Below are 20,021 nucleotides of genomic sequence, written 5' to 3'. Positions count from 1 at the left end.
GTGGTTAATAGCGGTCGTCGTCCAAATCCAGATCATCTTCGTCATCAGGTTGCATGTTGAACAAGCTGTTAAACATGTCTGAAAAGGCAAAACCATTATCTAAAAATCCTTTACTCAATTGCGAGAACTCAGCCAAACCATGCAGCACGAATTCCATTAATATCAGCTGCTGATTCTCTGTTAATTGCGGATGGATTTTTTTGATCAAATCTTTCAAACCCGGTACACTGTTCAAAGCGTCTTTGTATTCAACGGCCGAAAGGTCATCTAATACCGAAAGCGTGTTACCATCAGCAAACCAGTTAATGATCTGCGCATAAGGGTTTGGCGCTTTGCTTTTCTTGGTCTTTTCGGGATCAGGGAAGTATTTTAGCAGCAGCGTTTTAATGGCTTTACCAATAAGGATGTTGGCCACTTTAGCCGGACCTTCCAACTCACCTTCATAAACCAGCTCTATTTTACCTGTGATGGCGGGGATAACACCCAAAAAATCTGATATGCGAACAAATGTATTGCTCTCGTGATTAATGATCATCCTGCGCTCTGCATTACTGATCAGGTTCTCGTAAGCAGCAATGGTTAAACGCGCGGACACACCCGATTTTTTGTCTATGTACTCTGAATTTCTTGCTTCAAAAGCTATCTGCTCTACCAGGTCTTTTACCAGGCCATCGGCTTCAACGGCCGTACGCTGTTCAGGTGTTAGCGATGCCTCTTGTTGCGTTATCTTACGTGAAATTTCAACCGAACGCGGGTAGTGGGTTAATATCTGGCTCTCAATACGGTCTTTCAACGGTGTTACAATAGAACCACGGTTGGTGTAGTCTTCGGGATTAGCGGTAAACACAAACTGAATATCCAAAGGCAACCGAAGCTTGAAGCCGCGTATCTGTATATCGCGTTCCTGCAAAATATTGAAAAGCGATACCTGTATACGTGCCTGAAGATCGGGCAACTCGTTAATTACAAATATGCCACGGTGCGCACGTGGTATTAAACCGAAGTGTATCACCCGCTCGTCTGAGTAAGTCAGTTTTAAAGTAGCCGCCTTAATTGGGTCAACGTCGCCAATTAGGTCAGCAACCGTAACATCCGGCGTGGCCAGTTTTTCGGTATACCGCTCGCTGCGGTGCAGCCAGCCTATTGGGGTATCATCGCCTTTTTCCTGAACGATGTTGTGGCCGAACCATGATATAGGGTTCAACGGACAATCAAATAATTCGGAACCTTCAATGTAAGGGATGTACTCGTCAAGCAAGTTTACCAGTAAACGTGCAATACGCGTTTTAGCTTGTCCGCGTAATCCCAATAATAAAATGTTATGGCGAGAGAGAATGGCTGTTTGCAGATCAGGAATTACGGTATCCTCAAAACCAATAATACCCTCAAAGCCATCTTCATCCTTTTTTTGAAGCTGCGTTATCAAATTACGGCGCAGCTCATCCTTAACCGATTCACTTTTGTAACCTGTTTGCTTAAGCTGGCCTAATGTTTTTATATCTTGTATGTTACTCATAAGTCTTTTTTATTCAGTCCGGAAGTCCGGGAAGTCGGTAAGTCCGGAAGATGCTTTTTTTAGTCAGAAAGTATTCGTCATTTGATTTTAGTCTTTCGGACTTTTCGTCTTCCCACTTTCGGACTACCTAACATTCTTCCTTCTGTTCCTGGCGTAATCCTCAAAAATATACTCACCCAAATTATTCAGCGAGCTATAAAACGCTTTACCGCCGTTTGTTTCGGTAAATTTACGCACAAATTGTTGCAGGTAAGGGTCGTTAGCTATCATAAATGTGGTGATAGGTATTTTCAAGCGCTTGCACTGCGCTGCCATATTGAGGGTTTTGTTTACCACCTTGCGGTCAAGTCCAATACTATTTTTATAATACTTGGTACCCTCTTTTAAGCAAGTGGGCTTACCATCAGTTATCATAAAAATTTGTTTGTTGGATGTCTTGCGACGGCGCAACAGGTCAGTTGCCAATTCCAAGCCTGCGTAGGTGTTGGTATGGTAGGGGCCAACCTGCAAATAAGGCAAGTCTCGCAAAGTAACCGGCCATGCGTCGTTACCAAATACAACAATATCCAGGGTGTCTTTAGGGTATTTGGTGCGGATGAGCTCGGCCAGTGCCATGGCTACCTTTTTAGCCGGCGTAATTCTGTCCTCGCCGTATAGGATCATGGAGTGCGATATGTCTATCATCAGCACGGTTGAGGTAAGCGTTTTATAATCTTTTTCCTCTACTTCCAGGTCGCGTTCGGTCATCCGGAAATCGCCAATGCCGTGGTTTACCTGTGCGTTATGAATAGATTGGGTCATATCTATCTGGTCCAAACTATCGCCAAACTCAAACTCCCTGCGCTCGGCGTTTTTTTCATCACCCTGGCCAGATTGTGGCGAACGGTGATTACCTTTTCCTGATTTCTTAAGCTTGCCAAATATCTCTTCTAAAGCCGATTGGCGAATGCTTTGTTCTGCCTTAGCGGTAATTTTAAAGCCGCCGCCTTCGCGGTCATCATCCAGGTAACCTTTTTGTTTCAGCTCATCTATAAAGTCGCCCATTCCGTACTCATCGTTAGTGAGGCCGTATTGTTTATCCAACTCGTTCATCCAGGCTAAAGCTTCGCCGGCATCGCCCGATGTATAATTGAGCAATTCAAGAAAAAGCTTCAGTAACTCGTCAAATCCGCCTTTGGGTAGTTGGTTGGGTATAAACTTTGAAAATCCGTAACCGCGCATAATGTGCCTTTCAAGTATAAATTAACGCAATATTTTTCTCAATAGTTTTAAATATTGGAATTGTTAGGTGGATATGACAAAATAGCGGCCTTTTGACTCACCCCGACGTAGCTTCGCTCGTAGACCCTCTCTTCCGCAAGCGGAAAAGAGGGTTATGGTAATTGTTAATTTGAAACGAAATCAATTCTACTCACCCTCTTTGCGCCGAAGGCGAAGAGAGGGTCTACGAGCGAAGCTACGTCGGGGTGAGTAAAACACAATGGCATTTCAATGGTATTATAAAAATACTTTCCTAAATTAGATTTATGCCATACACTAACCTGCCATTAATCAATAACACCGACAATCATAACTTTGAGATGTTTGTTGACGATAAGCGCGCGTTTATTGACTACCAGCTGCGCGGCGATAAAATGTTCCTGCTGCACACCGAGGTGCCGGTTGAACTGGAAGGGCAGGGTGTAGCCCCCGCCCTTGTTGAGAAAGTTTTTAAGTATCTGGAAGAGCACAACCTTAAAGCCGTGCCTTACTGTTCTTACATCAAAACCTGGCTAAAGCGCCATCCCGACTGGGAACGTGTAGTAGCTTAAGCTTACCAGGTTTCCATCAACTCGGCAACACCCTCCACATAGCGTGGATTAGCGCCGCGTTTACCCGCAACAAATGCACCTACAGCACAGGCGCGTTTCAATATGTCTGCCATTGGTAGTTTATCCAATAGGCCTTTAACAAAGGTGGCTAAAAACGCGTCGCCGGCACCTACGGTGTCAACTACTTTTACAGGGTAGCCTTCGTGTTCATAAAAAACGTGATCGTGCCATACAATAGCGCCTTTGTCGCCGCGTGTAACACAAATGGTGTTTACGTGATATTTTGAATGGAATTCAGTTATTTTATCTTTGAGATCACCTTTTGTTCTGCTCAACAATAAATTAGCTTCCTCTTCATTCATCTTCACAACATCGGCGTGGGCAGCCAGCGTCTCAATAGTGGTGGTATCGTAATGCGGATGACGCAGGTTGACGTCAAATACCTTCATGGCTTTGGTGTCAGACAGTAAATTTAGCAGCGTGTTTTTCGATACATCGCTACGGCATATCAAACTGCCAAATACTATAGCGGCCGCTTTCGCAGCTCTTTCCGTAAGTTTTTTGTCGGGATGGATCTGGTCCCACGATACTGGCTGGGGGATAACATAAGTGGCTTGTTGCTTGTCATCCAGTTCAACGGTTACCTGGCACGTAGGCAGGTTTTTATGACGCTGTATTAAAGGATTGTACAGGTAATTGTCCTTCAAAAATTCCAGCAACTCCGAACCGGGCTTGTCATTACCAACGCTGCTCATAAAGCAAACAGGGGCACCCTGCTGCATTAAATGAAAAGCCACATTCATGGTTGCGCCGCCGGGTTGTTTACCATCGCCAAAGGCATCCCACAAAACCTCTCCAAAACAAAGTATAGATCTATTCATGCAGTATTATTTACGTATACGGGGGTATTACTTCAAAGCCCAAAGGTAAGCTGTTTTTTGTAGCCGTAATGTTAAATTATTGTTAGCCTAAGGTTGGTTTAAGGTTATGAGCATTTGGGTTTGCAAGGCTACTTAATGTTTGTTAAATTTATTGAATGAAGCGTTTTTTACTACTTGCAGCATTTATAATAGCTATGCTCCATGCCGGTGCGCAGAGCAGGGAAGCCATAATCAAGGTAATGAATAACCAAATGGATGCCTGGAACCGCGGCGATCTGGAAACGTTTATGCAGGGGTACTGGAAATCAGACTCGCTGATGTTTGTGAGCGCCAGGCCTACCTATGGCTGGCAAGCCACTTTAAATAATTACAAGCGCGGTTACCCCAACAAGGCGGCCATGGGCATACTGTCTTTTGATATTAAGAAAGTTGAGGTTTTGAGTGACACCGATGCTTTTGTATTTGGAGCATGGCACTTAAAACGCGATAAAGACGAGCCCGGAGGATATTTTACCCTATGGTTCAGGAAGATAGACGGTGAGTGGAAGATAGTGGTGGATCATACGTCTTAAAGGTAAAAGCTAAAAGATAAAGGTTAGATGAAATTTCTATTTAATTTCTTTTTTGGGGGTGAGATCATACGCTTTGTGGGTGCGTGTTTTCTTTTTTTGCTCGGATGGATGTTATCAAAAATTAATCAAACCCGGTTAACGTATTCATTTAAAGAGATATGGGAAATGAAATATGATAACGGAGATAATTACGCTATGTTAACTGAAAGCACCGGGCAAAAAATCGTAGGATTTATGGTAATTGCCGCTATTATACTCATACTTAACCTCTTATGCTAACACCAGCTAAAGCGGCCTTCCCTCTGCTAATGCTTTATTGGCTCGCTTAACTGCCAGTTCCTCTTTCCAATCCATGTAGCGTTTTTTGAAGGTGGTTTTCATTACATCGTCAAACTTGCGTTGTATGGTGAGGTTGTAAAGGCTTTTAGCTTTAATTGCCCATGATCTATCCCATGCGCGCAGGCTTAATGAGTAACCGCCGCCAACATACTTCATCCAATGCCACCAGCCTGTTGGCATAAAGAGGGTGTCGCCGTGCTCCAAAAATAATTCTATGCCTTCAACACCGTTCAAAGCCGGAAATTTATCAATATCAGGATTGGCTACGTCATAATCTTCTAACGCGTATGTTGCATTAGGGAGGCAATACAGGCGTTCTTTCCATTTATTTTCAAACAAAATAACGTGCTTGCGACCGTGAAAATGCGTATGGAAGATATGCGAAAGATCAATGTCATAATGCAGGAAGGTAACAGAATCTGAACCGCCGAAAAACATGGCAGGCATACTTTCAATAAAGCCTCCCATTAAATCTTTTGGTAAAGTTACGTCGTTCAGTAATTGAGGGGCTTGTTTAAATATATTGAAAAAAAAAATGCGCAGCTCGGTTGGTTGTGATAATATCAGATCAATATAATCATCAAAGGGCATTTGGGTAGCAGCTGAGTTAACCGGCTTTGATGGATCGGCTTTGGCATTGTCATACAGCGGAACCACCTTATTGCCAACCACCTGCTTTAAGTACTCAGGTGTCCATTTTTCTACTGACGGCCAGTTACGGGTGAGGTCTTTAATTACAAGCGGACGGCGCGCATCTAAATAGTTTTTCTTAAAAGTTGCGGCATCAATAGTATCAACAGTATCAATTGCGCTAAGTTGGAAGCCCATTTAATTAAGGGGGATTTTATGTGTACACATTGGAGAAGGCAAACCTCACCAAAGCTTCAAAGTAACAGCAGTAATGTTACCTCAATAATTCCCTTATATTAACTTTACCTCCTCACACTAAGTTGTCCCACATAACTATGCGACTATGCACAATTATTGCAAAAGTTTGGGACGTATCTGTATTGTTAGTCAATGTTTTAAGTTTTACCGTTTTTAGGTAAGTCAACTTTGAATATCCAATCCCCCGTTTTGGTCCACCAAATGGGACAGGGTTCCGAAATAAAAAAAAATAAGATAAATATTGTTTCGTACGAAAAGTTTCCTACCTTTAGGATATGGATCAGTTAAACGAACAAAAAAAATTAGAACCAACCAGGTCTGAACTGGAGATATTACAGGTGCTTTGGCAGATCGGCCCCGCCACCGTACGGTCGGTTAACGATGAATTGATCAAGGCTAAGGATGTTAACTATACCACAACTTTAAAGCTGATGCAGATCATGGCAGATAAGGGTATTTTAAAACGAGACGCCAGCCAGATGAAGCATGTGTACTATGTGGCTGAACCCGAGGAGGAAACTAAGAGCCAGTTGCTTAACAAATTTGTTGATGCGGTTTACCAGGGAGCCGCCGGAAAACTGGTGATGCAGCTGTTGGGTAGTAAAAAGGCATCCAAAAAGGATTTGGAAAGTATCAGAGAATTGCTGGATAAACTGGAAGATCAATAACACTAATCAAAATTTATAACCTATGTCAAATCTTATCTCTTCGCTATTTACAGATCAGCTAATTGCTGCACTTTGTAATACCTTACTCTATTCATTTATTTACGGCTTGTTACTGGCCGCTTTGGCCGGAATAGTTATTATGTTAACCCGCCATGCCGCCGCTGTTACCAGGTACAATTTATTAGCGGCAGCTTTCATGATGTTTACCCTGGCTATTGCTGTAACCTTTGTAGTGCAATTCAATAACGGTTTGGAAAAGATCCCTGTTACTGCCCAATCTAACTACACTACACTAACAGCACCCGCCAATGTTGGACAGGCTACCCAGGCATCTATGCCGGAATCCGCTTCCTCTCACAACCAGGCATTTTTTGAAAATTTTATAACAACACATCGTATAAGCATTGTATTAATATGGTTTATTATAATTTGTGTCAGATGTGTTCAATTAGGCTGGGGCCTGATGGCTGTACACAGGCTAAAGCATAAAAAAATACATCAAGTAGCCAACCATTGGGTGCAGAAAACCAGGGAAATGGCGGGCAGACTGGGTGTTACGCAACAGGTAAATATCTTGGAATCAGAACTGGCAAAAGTACCAATGGTATTAGGACATTTTAAACCTGTTATACTAATACCCATCGGCTTACTTACCGCCCTTTCAACTGCCGAGGTTGAAGCTGTGCTGTTACATGAGCTGGCACATATAAGGAGACGAGACTATCTTGTAAACCTGCTGCAAAGTATGCTGGAGATAATCTTTTTCTTTAATCCGGCTGTGTTGTGGGTATCACATTTAATTAAAACGGAACGCGAAAATTGCTGCGATGATATTGCCATTTCAAAAAACGTTACTAAAGTTAATTATATAAATGCTTTAGTAGCCTGCGAAATTTTTAGAAGCAGTAAACCGGTTTATGGTATGGCTATGTCAGGTTCAGGCAATCAATTAATAAAGCGGGTACACCGCATGGTTAAAAAGCGCAACAATGGCTTAAATACATTGGAGATGACTGTTCTTATTGTATGTCTGGTTATATCCGGCATAGGGTTTTCAGCCTACGCGGGGAAGGACCGTATTAAAGAGGCCGCCCTGGCTATAGCTAAGGTTGTAATGCCTGCAGAAGGTGAAGTGCCATTGAATACTCAAAAAGAGTCATACAAACAAACTACGGCTGCCAACGTGAGCGATAAATCTAAATTGGTAATAGCGCAACGAAAAGTGATTGATAGTATGGTTGCTTCGGCTGTGAAATTTACAACAAGATATGCAGACAGCGCAAAAACAGTTGCACTGATCGAGACAAGGCAGGATAGCTATAATGTTATCAATTTTAAAACGGTAACTAACGCATCCGATACAGATAAATTAGTTAAAACTACCGTTAATACCCAAACTACATATACTACCGCTGCCAATCAGAACGGTGGTTTTAACCGATATCAAAGTTTGGTTAGGCGGGATTCAATGGACCGTGCCTATTATGATTTTAGTTTAGACAAGAACAATAACATCAACGATGGCTTACGTCATATTCCGCGTACTTATAATGAACAAATGGCCCTTGAACTGGTAAAAGATGGAATTATACCAGGCGATGCAGCTTCGATGCGACTGTTTAGCTATAAACTGGGAAGCGATGAATTTATTGTAAATGGAAAGAAGCAACCCGATGAAGTTGCAAAAAAGTACAAGGTGATGTTTGACAGGCACACCAATAATCCTAAATACGCGGCATCTATGCAGATGGAAAACAGCCACATTTTAAATCGCATTATTTTAGAAATGGTTAAAGATGGAATTATAGATAAAAGCGATAATGCTTTGGCCAATTTGTCGTTAGCGTTAAGTAACGAGGGTTTTGTGGTGAACGGGCAAAAACAACCAGCCGCTATATTTAAAAAGTATTTTGACGCATTTGTAAAAACAGCGCCTAACGGTGAAATGAGCTGGAGATATAACATGTCCTCAAAATAAGTTCTGTTACTGCGGTCTATTTTTACCTGCTGCAAAAAGGAAGCGTGGTAAGTTGCATAAGCTCAAAAAAAAAGGCCCGTTACGAAAGTAACGGGCCTTTCATTATTATATATTTCTTTATTCTGCCGATAGGGCTGCCGCACCGCTCACAATCTCGGTAAGCTCGGTGGTGATGGCTGCCTGGCGTGCCTGGTTGTATGAAAGTTTTAAGGCTTTCAATAGTTCGCCTGCATTCTCAGTTGCTTTATCCATAGCCGTCATACGTGCGCCGTGCTCTGAAGCTACAGAGTCTAATACGGCGCGGTATAATTGAATTTTGATATTCTTAGGTATCAGTTGTTCAACTATCTCTTGTTTTGATGGCTCCAGTATATAATCAACCTGAGCTTTGATCTCGCCTTTAACAGCTTTTACTTCTTCTTTATTTTCCGCTTTTGGTACCGGTAACAATTGCTCGGTGATGAGGTACTGAACAGCCGCGTTTCTGAAGTGGTTGTATACAATTTCCACGCGATCATATTTACCGTTCAAAAAGCCATCCATGATGCTTTCGGTAATAGCAGAAACGCTGGTGAAGTTAAGGTGGTTGTAAACCTCGTTATTGTTGCCAACAACATTATATTTACGACGCTCATAATACTCCTGCGATTTTTTACCGATAGCTACAATTGAAACGTTACCTGCTTTGTACTGCTCGCTGTATTTTTCCGAGATCAGGTTGTTAGTAGCCTTCATTACGTTGGTATTGAAAGCGCCGGCCAAACCACGGTTAGAGGTAATAGCTACTATCAAAACACGTACGGGCTCGCGCTCCTGCAAAAATGGCGAAGCGCCATCTTCTAAGCTTGAAGATAAATTAGCTAATAACTCCTTTAGCTTGTTAGCGTAGGGGCGCAGCTCAACTATAGCATTGGTGGCGCGTTTCAACTTAGCAGCCGAAACCATTTTCATGGCTTTGGTAATTTGCTGGGTTGAGTTAACCGAACCTATCCTGTTTCTTACTTCTTTTAAATTAGCCATTCTTACGAGATGTGAGATATGAGATGTGAGATATGAGACATATCAACACTACTCTATCTGTTTTATCTTTATTTGTCAGATGTGAGTATCTGTCTCAATACTCACATCTAACATCTCAAATCTAATTAATAATTTGCTGAAAGCTCTTTCGCTACTTTTTCCAACACGCTGGTTAACGAGTCGTCAAATTTACCAGCTTTTAAGCCTGCAAGCACCTCAGGGTGACGCAGCTCTAATTGCGAAGTAAATTCAGCTTCAAACTCACGTATTTTGTTTACAGGTACGCTACGCATCAGGTTTTTAGTACCCAGGTAAATAATAGCTACTTGTTTCTCAACAGATACCGGAGAGAACTGACCTTGTTTCAAGATCTCAACGTTACGTGCACCTTTATCCAATACGTTTTTGGTTGAAGCATCCAGATCTGAACCGAATTTAGAGAAAGCCTCTAACTCACGGAACTGAGCCTGGTCAAGTTTCAATGTACCGGCAACTTTCTTCATTGATTTGATCTGCGCGTTACCACCTACACGAGATACAGAGATACCTACGTTAATAGCCGGACGAACACCCGCGTTGAACAGGTTTGATTCAAGGAAGATCTGACCATCAGTAATTGAAATTACGTTGGTTGGGATGTAGGCTGATACGTCACCAGCTTGTGTTTCAATAATTGGAAGCGCTGTTAATGAACCACCACCTTTAACAATACCACGTATTGAATCAGGAAGGTCATTCATTTGCTGAGCGATAGAGTCATTGCTGTTGATTTTAGCGGCACGCTCTAATAAACGGCTGTGCAGGTAAAATACGTCACCAGGATAAGCCTCACGGCCCGGTGGACGACGTAATAACAATGATACTTCACGGTAAGCTACTGCTTGTTTTGACAAGTCATCATACACGATCAAGCCTGGTCTGCCGGTATCACGGAAATACTCACCTATAGCTGCACCAGCCAAAGGAGCAAAGTACTGCATGGTAGCAGAGTCTGACGCGTTTGCAGCAACTACGATAGAGTAAGGCATAGCGCCTTTTTCTTCCAGTGCGCGAACGATGTTAGCCACTGTAGAAGCTTTCTGACCGCAAGCCACATATATACAGATTACAGGTTGACCTGCATCATAAAATTCTTTTTGGTTGATGATGGTATCGATACAAACCGCGGTTTTACCTGTTTGACGGTCGCCAATAACCAACTCACGCTGACCACGACCGATAGGGATCATGGCATCAATAGCTTTGATACCTGTTTGAAGAGGCTCGGTAACCGGCTGGCGGTAGATAACGCCCGGCGCTTTACGCTCCAAAGGCATCTCGTAAGTTTGGCCCAAAATTGGTCCTTTACCATCAATAGGCTCACCTAATGTGTTAACAACACGGCCAAGCATACCTTCGCCTACGTTGATAGAGGCGATCTTGTTAGTACGTTTAACGGTGTCGCCTTCTCTGATCTCGTCGCTGGAACCCAAAAGTACCACACCAACGTTATCTTCTTCAAGGTTCAATACAATACCTTGCAGGCCATTGTCAAATTCAACCAGCTCACCTGATTGAACTTTGCTTAAACCATAAACGCGTGCAATACCGTCGCCTACCTGCAATACGGTACCCACTTCTTCTAATTCAGATTCTGACTTGAATCCAGCTAATTGCTGACGCAAAATCGCTGAAACTTCATCTGGTCTTACCTCTACCATTTTTTAATTTTATTTAGAGTTGTTTGCTGTTATTTATTAAACTGCCGCTGTGGCAAAATTCTTTTTCAATTTATTAAGGCTCCCTTGTACGCTGGTATCCAGTTGCTTGTCTCCAATGGTTAGTACAAAACCACCTATCAAAGATGGGTCAACCTTAGCTACAAGGGTAATTTCGCCACCTACAGCGGCTTTAACCTCAGCCAAAAGCTGTTGTTTATTAGCATCAGACAATGGAGTAGCAGATACAACGGTTGCTTTGGTAATATGCTTTTTAACGTTATACAGTTCAATAAACTGTTTTGCTGTTGCATATATAACCTGTCCGCGGCCTTTGCTAACCATTAACTTAAAAAACCCGATTGACAGGGCATTTACTTTTGAACCGAATACATCGGTCAAAATATTAAGTTTTTTTGAATGAGATATGATAGGATTGCTCAAAACAGCTTTAAGCTGAGCATTCTCTTTTAAGGTTTTCACAAAGAAACCCATGTCGCCATTAACCACTTCCAAAAGGTTTTGCTCCTCTGAAAGATCAATTAATGATTTGGCATATCTGGATGCTACCGTTAGTTCTGACATATTTTTGGTTGAGATTTGAGATTTGAGATTTAAGATTTGAGACGATAAAGCCATCAAATTCTAAAAATCAATCTCGGTTTATCTGTATCTCTATAAAATGCAAGTATTTATCTAAATACTCACATCTCATATCTCACATCTAAATTATAACTTAACTTCCTTTAATAACTGGCCTACCAGTTCGTCTTGTTTTTGCTGATCTTTTAATTGCTCCTGCAATATTTTCTCAGCAATTTGAATTGAAAGCGCAGCAACCTGATTTTTAACATCGGCCATTGCAATAGCTTTCTGGTTGTTTATTTCAACACGTGCTAATTCAATTTGGCGCGCACCTTCTTTGTGTGCAGCATCTTTGGCTTCGCTTATAATTTGTTCTTTAACTTTCTTAGCTTCAGCTAAGATCTGGTCGCGCTCGGCACGTGCTTGTTTTAATAACGACTCGTTTTCGTTAGTAAGGCGGCTCATTTCTTCTTTGGCAGCCTCAGCTCTTAATAACGCGTCTTCAATTGAACGCTCGCGCGCGTCAATAGCGCCCATAATTGGTTTCCAGGCAAACTTACCTAATAAAACCAATAATATTACAAAAGCTACTAAGGCCCAAACTACAAAGCCTAAGTGGTCATTTAATAAACCGTCAAATAATTCTTCCATTATTGCTTATAAAAAATCGTTGTTCTTTTAATTTTTTAAAGCTTGCAGCCAATCGCTGCAAGCTTTATTTTGTTTTTGGGCTAATTATTTGCCCAACAATGCAACTACCACACCAAATAATGCAACACCTTCTACAAGGGCCGCAGCGATGATCATTGCAGTTTGGATTTTTGAAGCAGCTTCTGGTTGGCGAGATATACCTTCCATGGCTTTACCACCTACCTGACCGATACCGATACCGGCACCGATAACTGCTAAACCTGCACCTAATGCAGCAATACTTCCAGTCATTTTGTTAAAATTAAAAGTTAAATATAAATTATAGTTGTTTTCAAAAATTAGTGGTGGGCTTCTTCAGCTCCGTGGTGATGCTCCTCAACAGCAGTACCGATAAATAAAGCGGTAAGCATGGTAAAGATAAAAGCCTGTAAAAATGCAACCAATAGCTCAAGTACATCCATAAACAGTACAAACGCTACAGATACCGGTGCAATAAACATTGTTTTGAATATAAATATCAATGATATTAAGCTCAATACAATGATATGGCCTGCAGAGATGTTAGCGTACAAACGTATCATCAAAGCGAAAGGCTTGGATATTACGCCTATTAACTCAACAGGGATCATGATAGGGTATAACCACCATGGTACATCAGGTAATAAAATGTGTTTCCAGTAGTATTTATTAGCGCTGAAGTTAACTACTAATAATACGATGAATGATAATACAAACGTTAACAGGATGTTACCGGTTACGTTAGCACCACCCGGGAACAAAGGAACAAGGCCTAAAAGGTTGTTTATCCAGATAAAGAAAAATATGGTTAACAAAATAGGCATATAACGCTGGTAACGGTAACCAATGTTAGGGCGGGCAATTTCATCACGAACAAAAACAATAATAGGTTCAATGAATGATTGTAAACCTTTTGGCGCTTTGCCAACGCGTTTTTTGTATGCAGATGCTACGCTGGTAAAGATAATAAGCAGCAATGCTACCGCTATCCATAAAGCTACCACGTTTTTGGTGATAGATAGATCGTATATTTTGTAAGAAGTTGCTTTGTCTACGTTTCCTGCAGCGTCAACAACTCTAATATTGTCTTCAACCAGTTTATAGGTGTAATATTTACCCTGGTAGGCATCATGGCCATGATTGAATTTGCTTGACGAGAAAAACTCGGTTCCTTTATCAGTATAGATAATAACAGGCAGGCCTAATGATATATCACCAATAACATGCCACATATGCGAATCGCCAATGTGCTCTAAAATAGCCGTGGTTGGGTTGTAGGGTCCTTCCTCTGCATGTTCACCGTGATTTTCGGCATGTTCTTCTGTTGCATGTTCAGTGGTTTCAACACCATTTTCATGCTGTGCGGCGAAAGTTTTAAAGGTAGAAAAGAAAAGAAAAACGCCTAAAATGAAGCCTGAGGCTATTTTTTTTAAATTCAAAACGTGGCTTAAATACATCTAAATAAAGTTTTTTACTTTAATTTTTGGTGCCGCAAGTTACGCAACAAAACATAAACTTCAAAGGCTGTATTTAAGAAATATAAGTAAAAGAAATTGGAGGCAAAAACCAGTTTATTTTCCTGATGTTTCAATAAATGCACTACAACAAAACTGAGGCATAAAAGTAGCTTAACAACCGTTGCGGCAAGGAAAATCTGGGCATAATTTTCGGCGCTTATGCGGCCGCCAATAACTATTGATGCTACGGCAATAAATGTAAGTCCGGTTAATACGGCAAACCAAAGCCAAAAATTAGCGATTAACAGATCGGCTCTGCCGGCTTGCATTAACAACAAAGGTGGTGCGGCCAGCAGCGCGGTAAATATCAGGAAGGGTAGAATAAGCGGTTTCAATTTTTTACAGATCTGATAACAACATAAAGGGAAGCAAAAACACCAATAAGCGATAGCATAGCCGTAACCCACTTGGTATCGTGATGGGCAGATTCATCAATTTTATAACCAACAAACGTGAACACACCTATAATAGCTATCATTTGAAAGCCCAGCGCGCTATACTTTATATAATTGTTTACAGGTTTGTCGTTTTGTTCATTTTCAGGCATCCGCAAATTTATTAAATCCTGTTATATACTATTTAGTAAATTAGCCATGCTTTTAAACAGGGCTGATACTTTGAGGAGAATACATAAAATTACTATAAATAAGCGGTTTGCCTTCTGTCTTATCATACTCGTACTTGCAATAGCAGGCTGTACGCTCCAAAAAAAGACCGGCTTTAACAGGGTATTGCAAAATATTACCGCCCATTATAACCTGTTGTTCAATGCTAACGAACTGCTGAATCAAAAACAGGCCGACTATGCCGCGGGTTTTGTTGACGACTATCAGCAAATCCTCGCTGTTTACCCCGATACCATTGCGCATAGCGATGCCGTAGATAAGGACATTGACGATGTTATAATTAAGGCCAACAAAATTATTAATGAGAAAGAGCAGAGTAAATACCTTGGCGATGCCTACCTGGTAATAGGTAAGGCCAATTATTTAGCCGGAAGCTATTTTAACGCGGTTGAGTTTTTTAATTATGTTATCCGGTCGTTCCCGGCACGGGCTGACCTTAAACAGCAGGCCTTTACCTGGAAAGCGCGCGCGCTGCTTTACCAGCATTATAATGAAGAGGCAGCTGTGGCTTTAGATAGCGCCATGCATAACCTCTACCCCAAAAAACTTAACCCTGCCGAGGTTTACGCCGCCCAATTACAATATGATATAAATACACAGGAGTACGAGCATGCCGAAGAAATGGCCAAACAAGCCATTGCCACAGTTAAACAAAAGCAGCTAAAGCTACGCTGGATATATATATTAGGCCAGCTGCAGGAGCTGAATAATAAAAATGCAGATGCTATTGCTAACTATACCCGGATAGTAAAAAGCAATGCGCCCTTTGAAATGGCTTTTAACGCCAGTTTGAACCGAATACGCATTCAGGATATGCACGATGGTGTTAAGCTGGATAGGATAGGATTATTATTGAGCTTGCTTAAAAATAATAGCAACGCCGATTTTAAAGACCAGATCTATTACCATGTGGCCGACTTATATCACCGTGCTCATGATTTGCCCAACGCAATTAAGTATTACAACCTGTCGGTAAAAAGCAGTACAAAAAATCAAAATCAAAAAGGTTTGTCCTACCTGGCCATTGCTGATATCAACTTTAAGGAAAGAGGCGATTACATCACTGCCAAAAACTATTACGATAGTGTGGTAGCTAATTTATCGCCCTTGTATCCGGGGTACAAACAAATAAAGCTCAAGAGCAATAACTTGCAGTTGCTGGTTGATAAGTTAAAGATCATATCATTTGAAGACACCCTGCAAATGCTGGCCAAACTGGATGAAGATACCCGCGCAGCTAAAATAGATGCAATGGTGAGCAACGAGATACAGCGGGGGCAAAATTTAAATAACACAGTACAAGCTAACGCACTAACAGGAAATGCGGCGCAAATTCCCCCGGATAATGTAACGGCAAGTACCGGCAGCACTTTTTACTTTTATAATAGTGCCGCGGTAAGCAAGGGGTATAATGATTTTAAAGTGAAATGGGGCAACCGTAAGCTGGAAGACAACTGGCGCGTTAGTCAGCGGGCGGCTACGGTTCCGGCTAATAGCACAACTACAGCCATAGCAGGCGACCCTGATGCGTTAGCAGCCAACCTGCCTAAAAATGATATGACCGCCCCTGTGGCTGCATACCGCCAAAATATTATGCAGAATTTGCCGCTCACTGCCGATCAGTTGATTCAATCTAATCAGCGTGTGTATTCAGCTTATCTGGAGATGGCCAATTTTTACAGGGATATTCTGGATGATAAAAACGAAGCCATTGCCAATTATGTACTATTGATCAACCGTTACCCGGATAACCCTAACAACGCCGAGGTTTATTACGACCTCTATCGTATGTATTTTGATAGCAACAAACAATTATCTGATCAATACAAGAACCGCTTACTGGCGGCTTATCCGCAATCTATATTTGCGAAAGTTATTCTGGACCCTAACTATGCTGATAAGGTGAATGATAAAGACACGCAGCTAAAGACCGTTTATAACAGTTTGTTCAATTTGTATCAGCGTAAAAAATTTGCTGAGGTTATAACTAAAATTGACAGCCTGCAGCCGCTCTTTGCTGAACATCCGCTGGCCCCGCAAATAAAATATTTGCGAACCATAGCCGCTGGTCATCGGCAGCAACTGGCACCTTTTGAAACTTCGCTACAGGATATTATAAAAACATATCCGCAAGACAAGTTAATAACCCCGTTGGCACAGCAGCATATGGACTATATCAATGCCAACCGTTTAACATTGGCAGCCATGCCGGTTGTGCTTACTAACGACGATGTTGACGAGATCATTTTTTCATCGCCCATCGCAAATAAAAAGGAAACACCATTTAACCGTAACCGTGTGGCGCCTGTTGTGCAGCAAACACGTATTGATCCGCTTGCACAAAAGCCGGTAGTGCCTCCGCCTGCAATCAAAACGCCTGCAACCTTGCCGGCGCAGAAGCCAAACCAACCAGCCGCGGTAAAAAAAGATTCAACAGCTATTGCTCAGAAGCCGGTAACGCCGCCTGCTGTTCAGCCTGAAATAATTAAAAAGGATACTGTTGTTACAATTGCTAAACCGGTATTTACGCAGCCTGTGATCGCGGCACAGCCAAAAGCCGATAGTGCGGTTACGGCAACGTCACCTCAGGTCAAGAAAGATACTATGGCCACTGTTGTACCGACTAAACCCAAATTTGTATCTAACCTGTTTAACGAACGCGATAGCACCCACTATTTCTATGTTATTAATGTTAGCACAGGCACTCAGGATCTATCTTCCTCACGATTTGGCATCGGACAATTTAACCGCGGAACGTACAAACTAAACAGTATTGTTCACCGTTTAAAGTTCGCCGGGCCAAATAATCAGTTAATATTTGTTGGGCCCTTTAACAGTCAGGCTGCAGCAAAGGCTTATGCCCGGGCCATAACTCCTTTGCTGCCTGAGATTATGAAGGTGGCAAAAGATAAATACAGCTTTTTTATCATAACACAGGAAAATCTGAATAAATTAGCCGACAAGAATTTATTAGATAGTTACGTTAACTACTATGAACAGACCTTTTAAAAAAGAAGATACCCTTACCCAACAGGATATAAAAAGATATAACGGCTACATCTGGAAAACAGTTATCACCGGTTTTGTGATAGTTGTTTTGTTGATAGGCAGTACAGCGCTGGGCTTATTTGGTCCGCTGCCTTCGCTGCGCGATCTGGAAAATCCAAAGAGCAACGTTGCGTCTGAGATACTATCTGCTGATGGCAAGGTTTTTGGGCGCTATTATGTTGAAGAGAACAGAACTGCTGTTCCGTACGATCAAATTTCGCCTAATGTTATCAACGCTTTAATAGCAACTGAGGATAACCATTTTATGGAACACTCGGGCATTGACTTCTGGCGTTCATTCAGCATTATTTTTTATAACATAATAGGCAAGCGTCAGGGGGCAAGTACCATTACCCAGCAGTTGGCGCTTAACCAGTTCTCTGAAGAAGCGAGGGCAAAAGGTGTAATTGCCCGTGGTATACAAAAGCTCAAAGAACAGATAATTGCCGTACGTTTAGAGAAACACTATACCAAGCAGGAGATAATTACCATGTACCTCAATACGGTTTATTATGGTAGTGGTAGCTACGGTATAAGCGCAGCAGCGGGTACATTTTTCAACACAACGGCTGATAAATTAACACCCGATCAGGCCGCCGTTTTGGTGGGCGTATTGAAAGGCCCTTCGCTTTACTCACCGGTAAACCGCCCTGAAAACGCTTTGAACAGGCGCAATTTTGTGTTAGCCAGAATGGCGGATATGGATGAGAAAGCGCTTACCGAAGGTCAGGTAAAAGAGTATCAGGCAAAGCCGCTCGGACTTAATTTTCATCCTATCAGCGATAAACAGGGCCTTGCTCCTTATTTCAGAAAAGAGCTGAAAGATGCTGTAAAGAAAATACTGGCAGATAACAACGTTACCAAAAGCGATGGTACGCCGTATGACCTGAACCGTGACGGCTTGAAAATTTATACCACTATTGATGCCACCATGCAGGAGTATGCAGAAGAAGCACAACGACAACACATGGCTGCGTTCCAAAATACTTTTAACAAACAATGGAAAGGTATAAATCTTAAAAAATCTATCAACAACTATGATCGTATTGTTAATGCAGGCATGAGGCGATCTAAACGTTGGGAGGACCTGGTGTCGCAAGGGAAAAGCGAGGATGAAATCATACACGATTTTAACACGGTTGATACCGTAAACGTGTTTACATGGCACGGGAGGGTAGATACGTTGATGAAGCCTATTGACTCTGTTGTTTACACCAAAATGCTGATATGGAATTCCATGATGAGCATGGACCCTACAACCGGCTACATCAAAGCCTGGGTGGGAGGTATTAATTTTCAGCAAACAGAATACGACCAGGTGTATCAGGGTAAACGTCAGGTTGGCTCAACAGCTAAACCGTTTACTTACGCGGCAGCTATTGACCAGGGCATATCGCCATGTACCGGTGTTGATAATGTTCCGGTAACCATCGGCGACTGGACGCCAAGATCAGATCCTAAGTCAACCTTACCGGGGCGTATAACATTAAAGCAGGCGCTGGCTTATTCTCAAAACTACGTTACCGCCTGGGTTATGAACCAGGTTGGAGCTATGCCCGTTGCCGAATTGATCAAAAAGATGGGCATAACCTCAAATGTTCCTGCCTACCCTTCCATTGCCTTGGGGGTATTCGATGCATCGGTTTATGACATGACAGGAGCCTATTCGGCATTTGTAAACCAAGGTGTATGGACAGAGCCTACCTTCTTATTACGTATAGAAGATAAGAACGGTACTGTTTTGTACACGCATACACCTAAAAAGCAACAGGTTATAAATGACCAGACAGCTTATGCCATGACCGATATGTTGAAAGGCGTTATTACAAAGGGCACAGGTAGCAGATTAAATTATAAGTATAAGCTCAACGCCGTAGTTGGCGGTAAAACGGGTACCACACAAGGCAATGCCGATGGTTGGTTCATTGGCATTACTCCTCGCCTGGTAACCGGCGTTTGGACAGGCTGTGAGAACCGCGATTTCGCCATCCGGAACACCAATGTTGGTCAGGGGGCAGCATCTGCCTTGCCGGTGTTTGCCTATTATATGCAGAAAGTTTATGGTAACGCAAGTTTGGGCTACACTAAAACCGAGGACTTTGCACTACCAAAAAGCGGCGAGGTGACTATAGAACTAAATTGCGATGCTTATGCCCAGCAATCGCAGGGTGTTGGTGAGGTAGAGGAGAAGCTGGGATTTTAAGAA

At 42.1% G+C, this 20,021-nt stretch carries 19 protein-coding genes; 7 read left to right on the top strand and 12 right to left on the bottom strand.

The annotated features are described in order from the left end of the window. Positions 1-4 precede the first annotated feature (4 nt). Both CLV57_RS14715 and CLV57_RS14710 read right to left on the bottom strand, forming a co-directional pair. Entirely contained in the window at positions 5-1,516 is a 1,512-nt protein-coding gene (locus tag CLV57_RS14715; RefSeq protein ID WP_100342142.1) for a sigma 54-interacting transcriptional regulator, read from the bottom strand. A 123-nt stretch (positions 1,517-1,639) separates the two neighbouring features. Continuing rightward, positions 1,640-2,737, bottom strand: coding sequence for a vWA domain-containing protein (locus CLV57_RS14710; RefSeq protein WP_100342141.1), 1,098 nt, complete (start codon positions 2,735-2,737; stop codon positions 1,640-1,642). Between the two features lie 305 nt (positions 2,738-3,042). Between CLV57_RS14710 and CLV57_RS14705 the strand changes: the two genes are divergently transcribed. Next, on the top strand, positions 3,043-3,327 hold the full coding sequence (locus CLV57_RS14705; protein ID WP_100342140.1) for a GNAT family N-acetyltransferase: 285 nt from the start codon (positions 3,043-3,045) through the stop codon (positions 3,325-3,327). A 2-nt stretch (positions 3,328-3,329) separates the two neighbouring features. Here CLV57_RS14705 and CLV57_RS14700 read toward each other — a convergent pair whose 3' ends face one another. Next, positions 3,330-4,208 carry a carbohydrate kinase family protein gene (locus tag CLV57_RS14700; protein ID WP_100342139.1) on the bottom strand — a complete coding sequence of 293 codons (879 nt, stop codon included), beginning with the start codon at positions 4,206-4,208 and terminating at the stop codon, positions 3,330-3,332. Between the two features lie 155 nt (positions 4,209-4,363). On the opposite strand from CLV57_RS14700, the gene CLV57_RS14695 reads away from it, so the two are divergent. Next, positions 4,364-4,780 (top strand): YybH family protein, encoded by a 417-nt coding sequence (locus CLV57_RS14695; RefSeq protein ID WP_100342138.1) that lies wholly within the window; start codon positions 4,364-4,366, stop codon positions 4,778-4,780. A gap of 27 nt (positions 4,781-4,807) precedes the next feature. Then, positions 4,808-5,059 (top strand): hypothetical protein, encoded by a 252-nt coding sequence (locus CLV57_RS18515; protein WP_169927089.1) that lies wholly within the window; start codon positions 4,808-4,810, stop codon positions 5,057-5,059. Between the two features lie 6 nt (positions 5,060-5,065). On the opposite strand, the gene CLV57_RS14690 is transcribed toward CLV57_RS18515, so the two are convergent. Next, complete coding sequence (locus CLV57_RS14690) at positions 5,066-5,947, bottom strand: cupin-like domain-containing protein (protein WP_100342137.1); 882 nt, start codon at positions 5,945-5,947, stop codon at positions 5,066-5,068. A 335-nt stretch (positions 5,948-6,282) separates the two neighbouring features. Between CLV57_RS14690 and CLV57_RS14685 the strand changes: the two genes are divergently transcribed. Continuing rightward, positions 6,283-6,675, top strand: a complete 393-nt coding sequence (locus tag CLV57_RS14685; protein ID WP_100342136.1) for a BlaI/MecI/CopY family transcriptional regulator — start codon at positions 6,283-6,285, stop codon at positions 6,673-6,675. A 22-nt stretch (positions 6,676-6,697) separates the two neighbouring features. Further along, positions 6,698-8,653, top strand: coding sequence for a M56 family metallopeptidase (locus CLV57_RS14680; protein ID WP_100342135.1), 1,956 nt, complete (start codon positions 6,698-6,700; stop codon positions 8,651-8,653). 117 nt (positions 8,654-8,770) lie between these two features. On the opposite strand, the gene atpG is transcribed toward CLV57_RS14680, so the two are convergent. The 8 genes from atpG to CLV57_RS14640 all read right to left on the bottom strand — a co-directional run bounded on the left by atpG (position 8,771) and on the right by CLV57_RS14640 (position 14,688). Next, positions 8,771-9,673, bottom strand: a complete 903-nt coding sequence (atpG, locus tag CLV57_RS14675) for an ATP synthase F1 subunit gamma (RefSeq protein WP_100342134.1) — start codon at positions 9,671-9,673, stop codon at positions 8,771-8,773. 125 nt (positions 9,674-9,798) lie between these two features. Further along, the gene (gene atpA / locus CLV57_RS14670; protein ID WP_100342133.1) at positions 9,799-11,373 is read right to left on the bottom strand and encodes a F0F1 ATP synthase subunit alpha; all 1,575 of its coding nucleotides are present in this window, start codon (positions 11,371-11,373) and stop codon (positions 9,799-9,801) included. A 36-nt stretch (positions 11,374-11,409) separates the two neighbouring features. Further along, positions 11,410-11,955, bottom strand: coding sequence for an ATP synthase F1 subunit delta (gene atpH / locus CLV57_RS14665; protein ID WP_100342862.1), 546 nt, complete (start codon positions 11,953-11,955; stop codon positions 11,410-11,412). Between the two features lie 144 nt (positions 11,956-12,099). After that, positions 12,100-12,606 (bottom strand): F0F1 ATP synthase subunit B, encoded by a 507-nt coding sequence (atpF, locus tag CLV57_RS14660; protein WP_100342132.1) that lies wholly within the window; start codon positions 12,604-12,606, stop codon positions 12,100-12,102. Positions 12,607-12,690: 84 nt separating this feature from the next. Beyond that, positions 12,691-12,897 (bottom strand): ATP synthase F0 subunit C, encoded by a 207-nt coding sequence (gene atpE, locus CLV57_RS14655; RefSeq protein WP_100342131.1) that lies wholly within the window; start codon positions 12,895-12,897, stop codon positions 12,691-12,693. 47 nt (positions 12,898-12,944) lie between these two features. After that, positions 12,945-14,063: a F0F1 ATP synthase subunit A gene (gene atpB / locus CLV57_RS14650; RefSeq protein ID WP_317044591.1), complete on the bottom strand. Its 1,119-nt coding sequence runs from the start codon at positions 14,061-14,063 to the stop codon at positions 12,945-12,947. 32 nt (positions 14,064-14,095) lie between these two features. After that, on the bottom strand, positions 14,096-14,476 hold the full coding sequence (locus tag CLV57_RS14645) for a hypothetical protein (RefSeq protein WP_100342129.1): 381 nt from the start codon (positions 14,474-14,476) through the stop codon (positions 14,096-14,098). Then, a complete protein-coding gene (locus CLV57_RS14640) occupies positions 14,473-14,688 on the bottom strand; it encodes an AtpZ/AtpI family protein (RefSeq protein ID WP_100342128.1) in 216 nt (71 codons plus the stop codon). Before CLV57_RS14640 ends, CLV57_RS14645 begins: the two co-directional genes overlap by 4 nt. A gap of 46 nt (positions 14,689-14,734) precedes the next feature. Between CLV57_RS14640 and porW the strand changes: the two genes are divergently transcribed. Together porW and CLV57_RS14630 are read left to right on the top strand one after the other, a co-directional pair. Further along, positions 14,735-17,776 carry a type IX secretion system periplasmic lipoprotein PorW/SprE gene (gene porW / locus CLV57_RS14635; protein WP_100342127.1) on the top strand — a complete coding sequence of 1,014 codons (3,042 nt, stop codon included), beginning with the start codon at positions 14,735-14,737 and terminating at the stop codon, positions 17,774-17,776. Further along, the gene (locus tag CLV57_RS14630; protein ID WP_100342126.1) at positions 17,760-20,018 is read left to right on the top strand and encodes a transglycosylase domain-containing protein; all 2,259 of its coding nucleotides are present in this window, start codon (positions 17,760-17,762) and stop codon (positions 20,016-20,018) included. Before porW ends, CLV57_RS14630 begins: the two co-directional genes overlap by 17 nt. Positions 20,019-20,021: the final 3 nt, after the last annotated feature.

Source organism: Mucilaginibacter auburnensis, from assembly GCF_002797815.1.
Classification (GTDB): domain Bacteria; phylum Bacteroidota; class Bacteroidia; order Sphingobacteriales; family Sphingobacteriaceae; genus Mucilaginibacter; species Mucilaginibacter auburnensis.
This window is presented reverse-complemented; position numbering and strand designations above follow the sequence as displayed.

What these genes read in the sequence shown, in the direction of transcription:
- CLV57_RS14715 (WP_100342142.1), bottom strand. Translation starts at nt 1,516, where the DNA reads ATGAGTAACATACAAGATATAAAAACATTAGGCCAGCTTAAGCAAACA.
- CLV57_RS14710 (WP_100342141.1), bottom strand. Translation starts at nt 2,737, where the DNA reads ATGCGCGGTTACGGATTTTCAAAGTTTATACCCAACCAACTACCCAAA.
- CLV57_RS14705 (WP_100342140.1), top strand. Translation starts at nt 3,043, where the DNA reads ATGCCATACACTAACCTGCCATTAATCAATAACACCGACAATCATAAC.
- CLV57_RS14700 (WP_100342139.1), bottom strand. Translation starts at nt 4,208, where the DNA reads ATGAATAGATCTATACTTTGTTTTGGAGAGGTTTTGTGGGATGCCTTT.
- CLV57_RS14695 (WP_100342138.1), top strand. Translation starts at nt 4,364, where the DNA reads ATGAAGCGTTTTTTACTACTTGCAGCATTTATAATAGCTATGCTCCAT.
- CLV57_RS18515 (WP_169927089.1), top strand. Translation starts at nt 4,808, where the DNA reads ATGAAATTTCTATTTAATTTCTTTTTTGGGGGTGAGATCATACGCTTT.
- CLV57_RS14690 (WP_100342137.1), bottom strand. Translation starts at nt 5,947, where the DNA reads ATGGGCTTCCAACTTAGCGCAATTGATACTGTTGATACTATTGATGCC.
- CLV57_RS14685 (WP_100342136.1), top strand. Translation starts at nt 6,283, where the DNA reads ATGGATCAGTTAAACGAACAAAAAAAATTAGAACCAACCAGGTCTGAA.
- CLV57_RS14680 (WP_100342135.1), top strand. Translation starts at nt 6,698, where the DNA reads ATGTCAAATCTTATCTCTTCGCTATTTACAGATCAGCTAATTGCTGCA.
- atpG (WP_100342134.1), bottom strand. Translation starts at nt 9,673, where the DNA reads ATGGCTAATTTAAAAGAAGTAAGAAACAGGATAGGTTCGGTTAACTCA.
- atpA (WP_100342133.1), bottom strand. Translation starts at nt 11,373, where the DNA reads ATGGTAGAGGTAAGACCAGATGAAGTTTCAGCGATTTTGCGTCAGCAA.
- atpH (WP_100342862.1), bottom strand. Translation starts at nt 11,955, where the DNA reads ATGTCAGAACTAACGGTAGCATCCAGATATGCCAAATCATTAATTGAT.
- atpF (WP_100342132.1), bottom strand. Translation starts at nt 12,606, where the DNA reads ATGGAAGAATTATTTGACGGTTTATTAAATGACCACTTAGGCTTTGTA.
- atpE (WP_100342131.1), bottom strand. Translation starts at nt 12,897, where the DNA reads ATGACTGGAAGTATTGCTGCATTAGGTGCAGGTTTAGCAGTTATCGGT.
- CLV57_RS14640 (WP_100342128.1), bottom strand. Translation starts at nt 14,688, where the DNA reads ATGCCTGAAAATGAACAAAACGACAAACCTGTAAACAATTATATAAAG.
- porW (WP_100342127.1), top strand. Translation starts at nt 14,735, where the DNA reads ATGCTTTTAAACAGGGCTGATACTTTGAGGAGAATACATAAAATTACT.
- CLV57_RS14630 (WP_100342126.1), top strand. Translation starts at nt 17,760, where the DNA reads ATGAACAGACCTTTTAAAAAAGAAGATACCCTTACCCAACAGGATATA.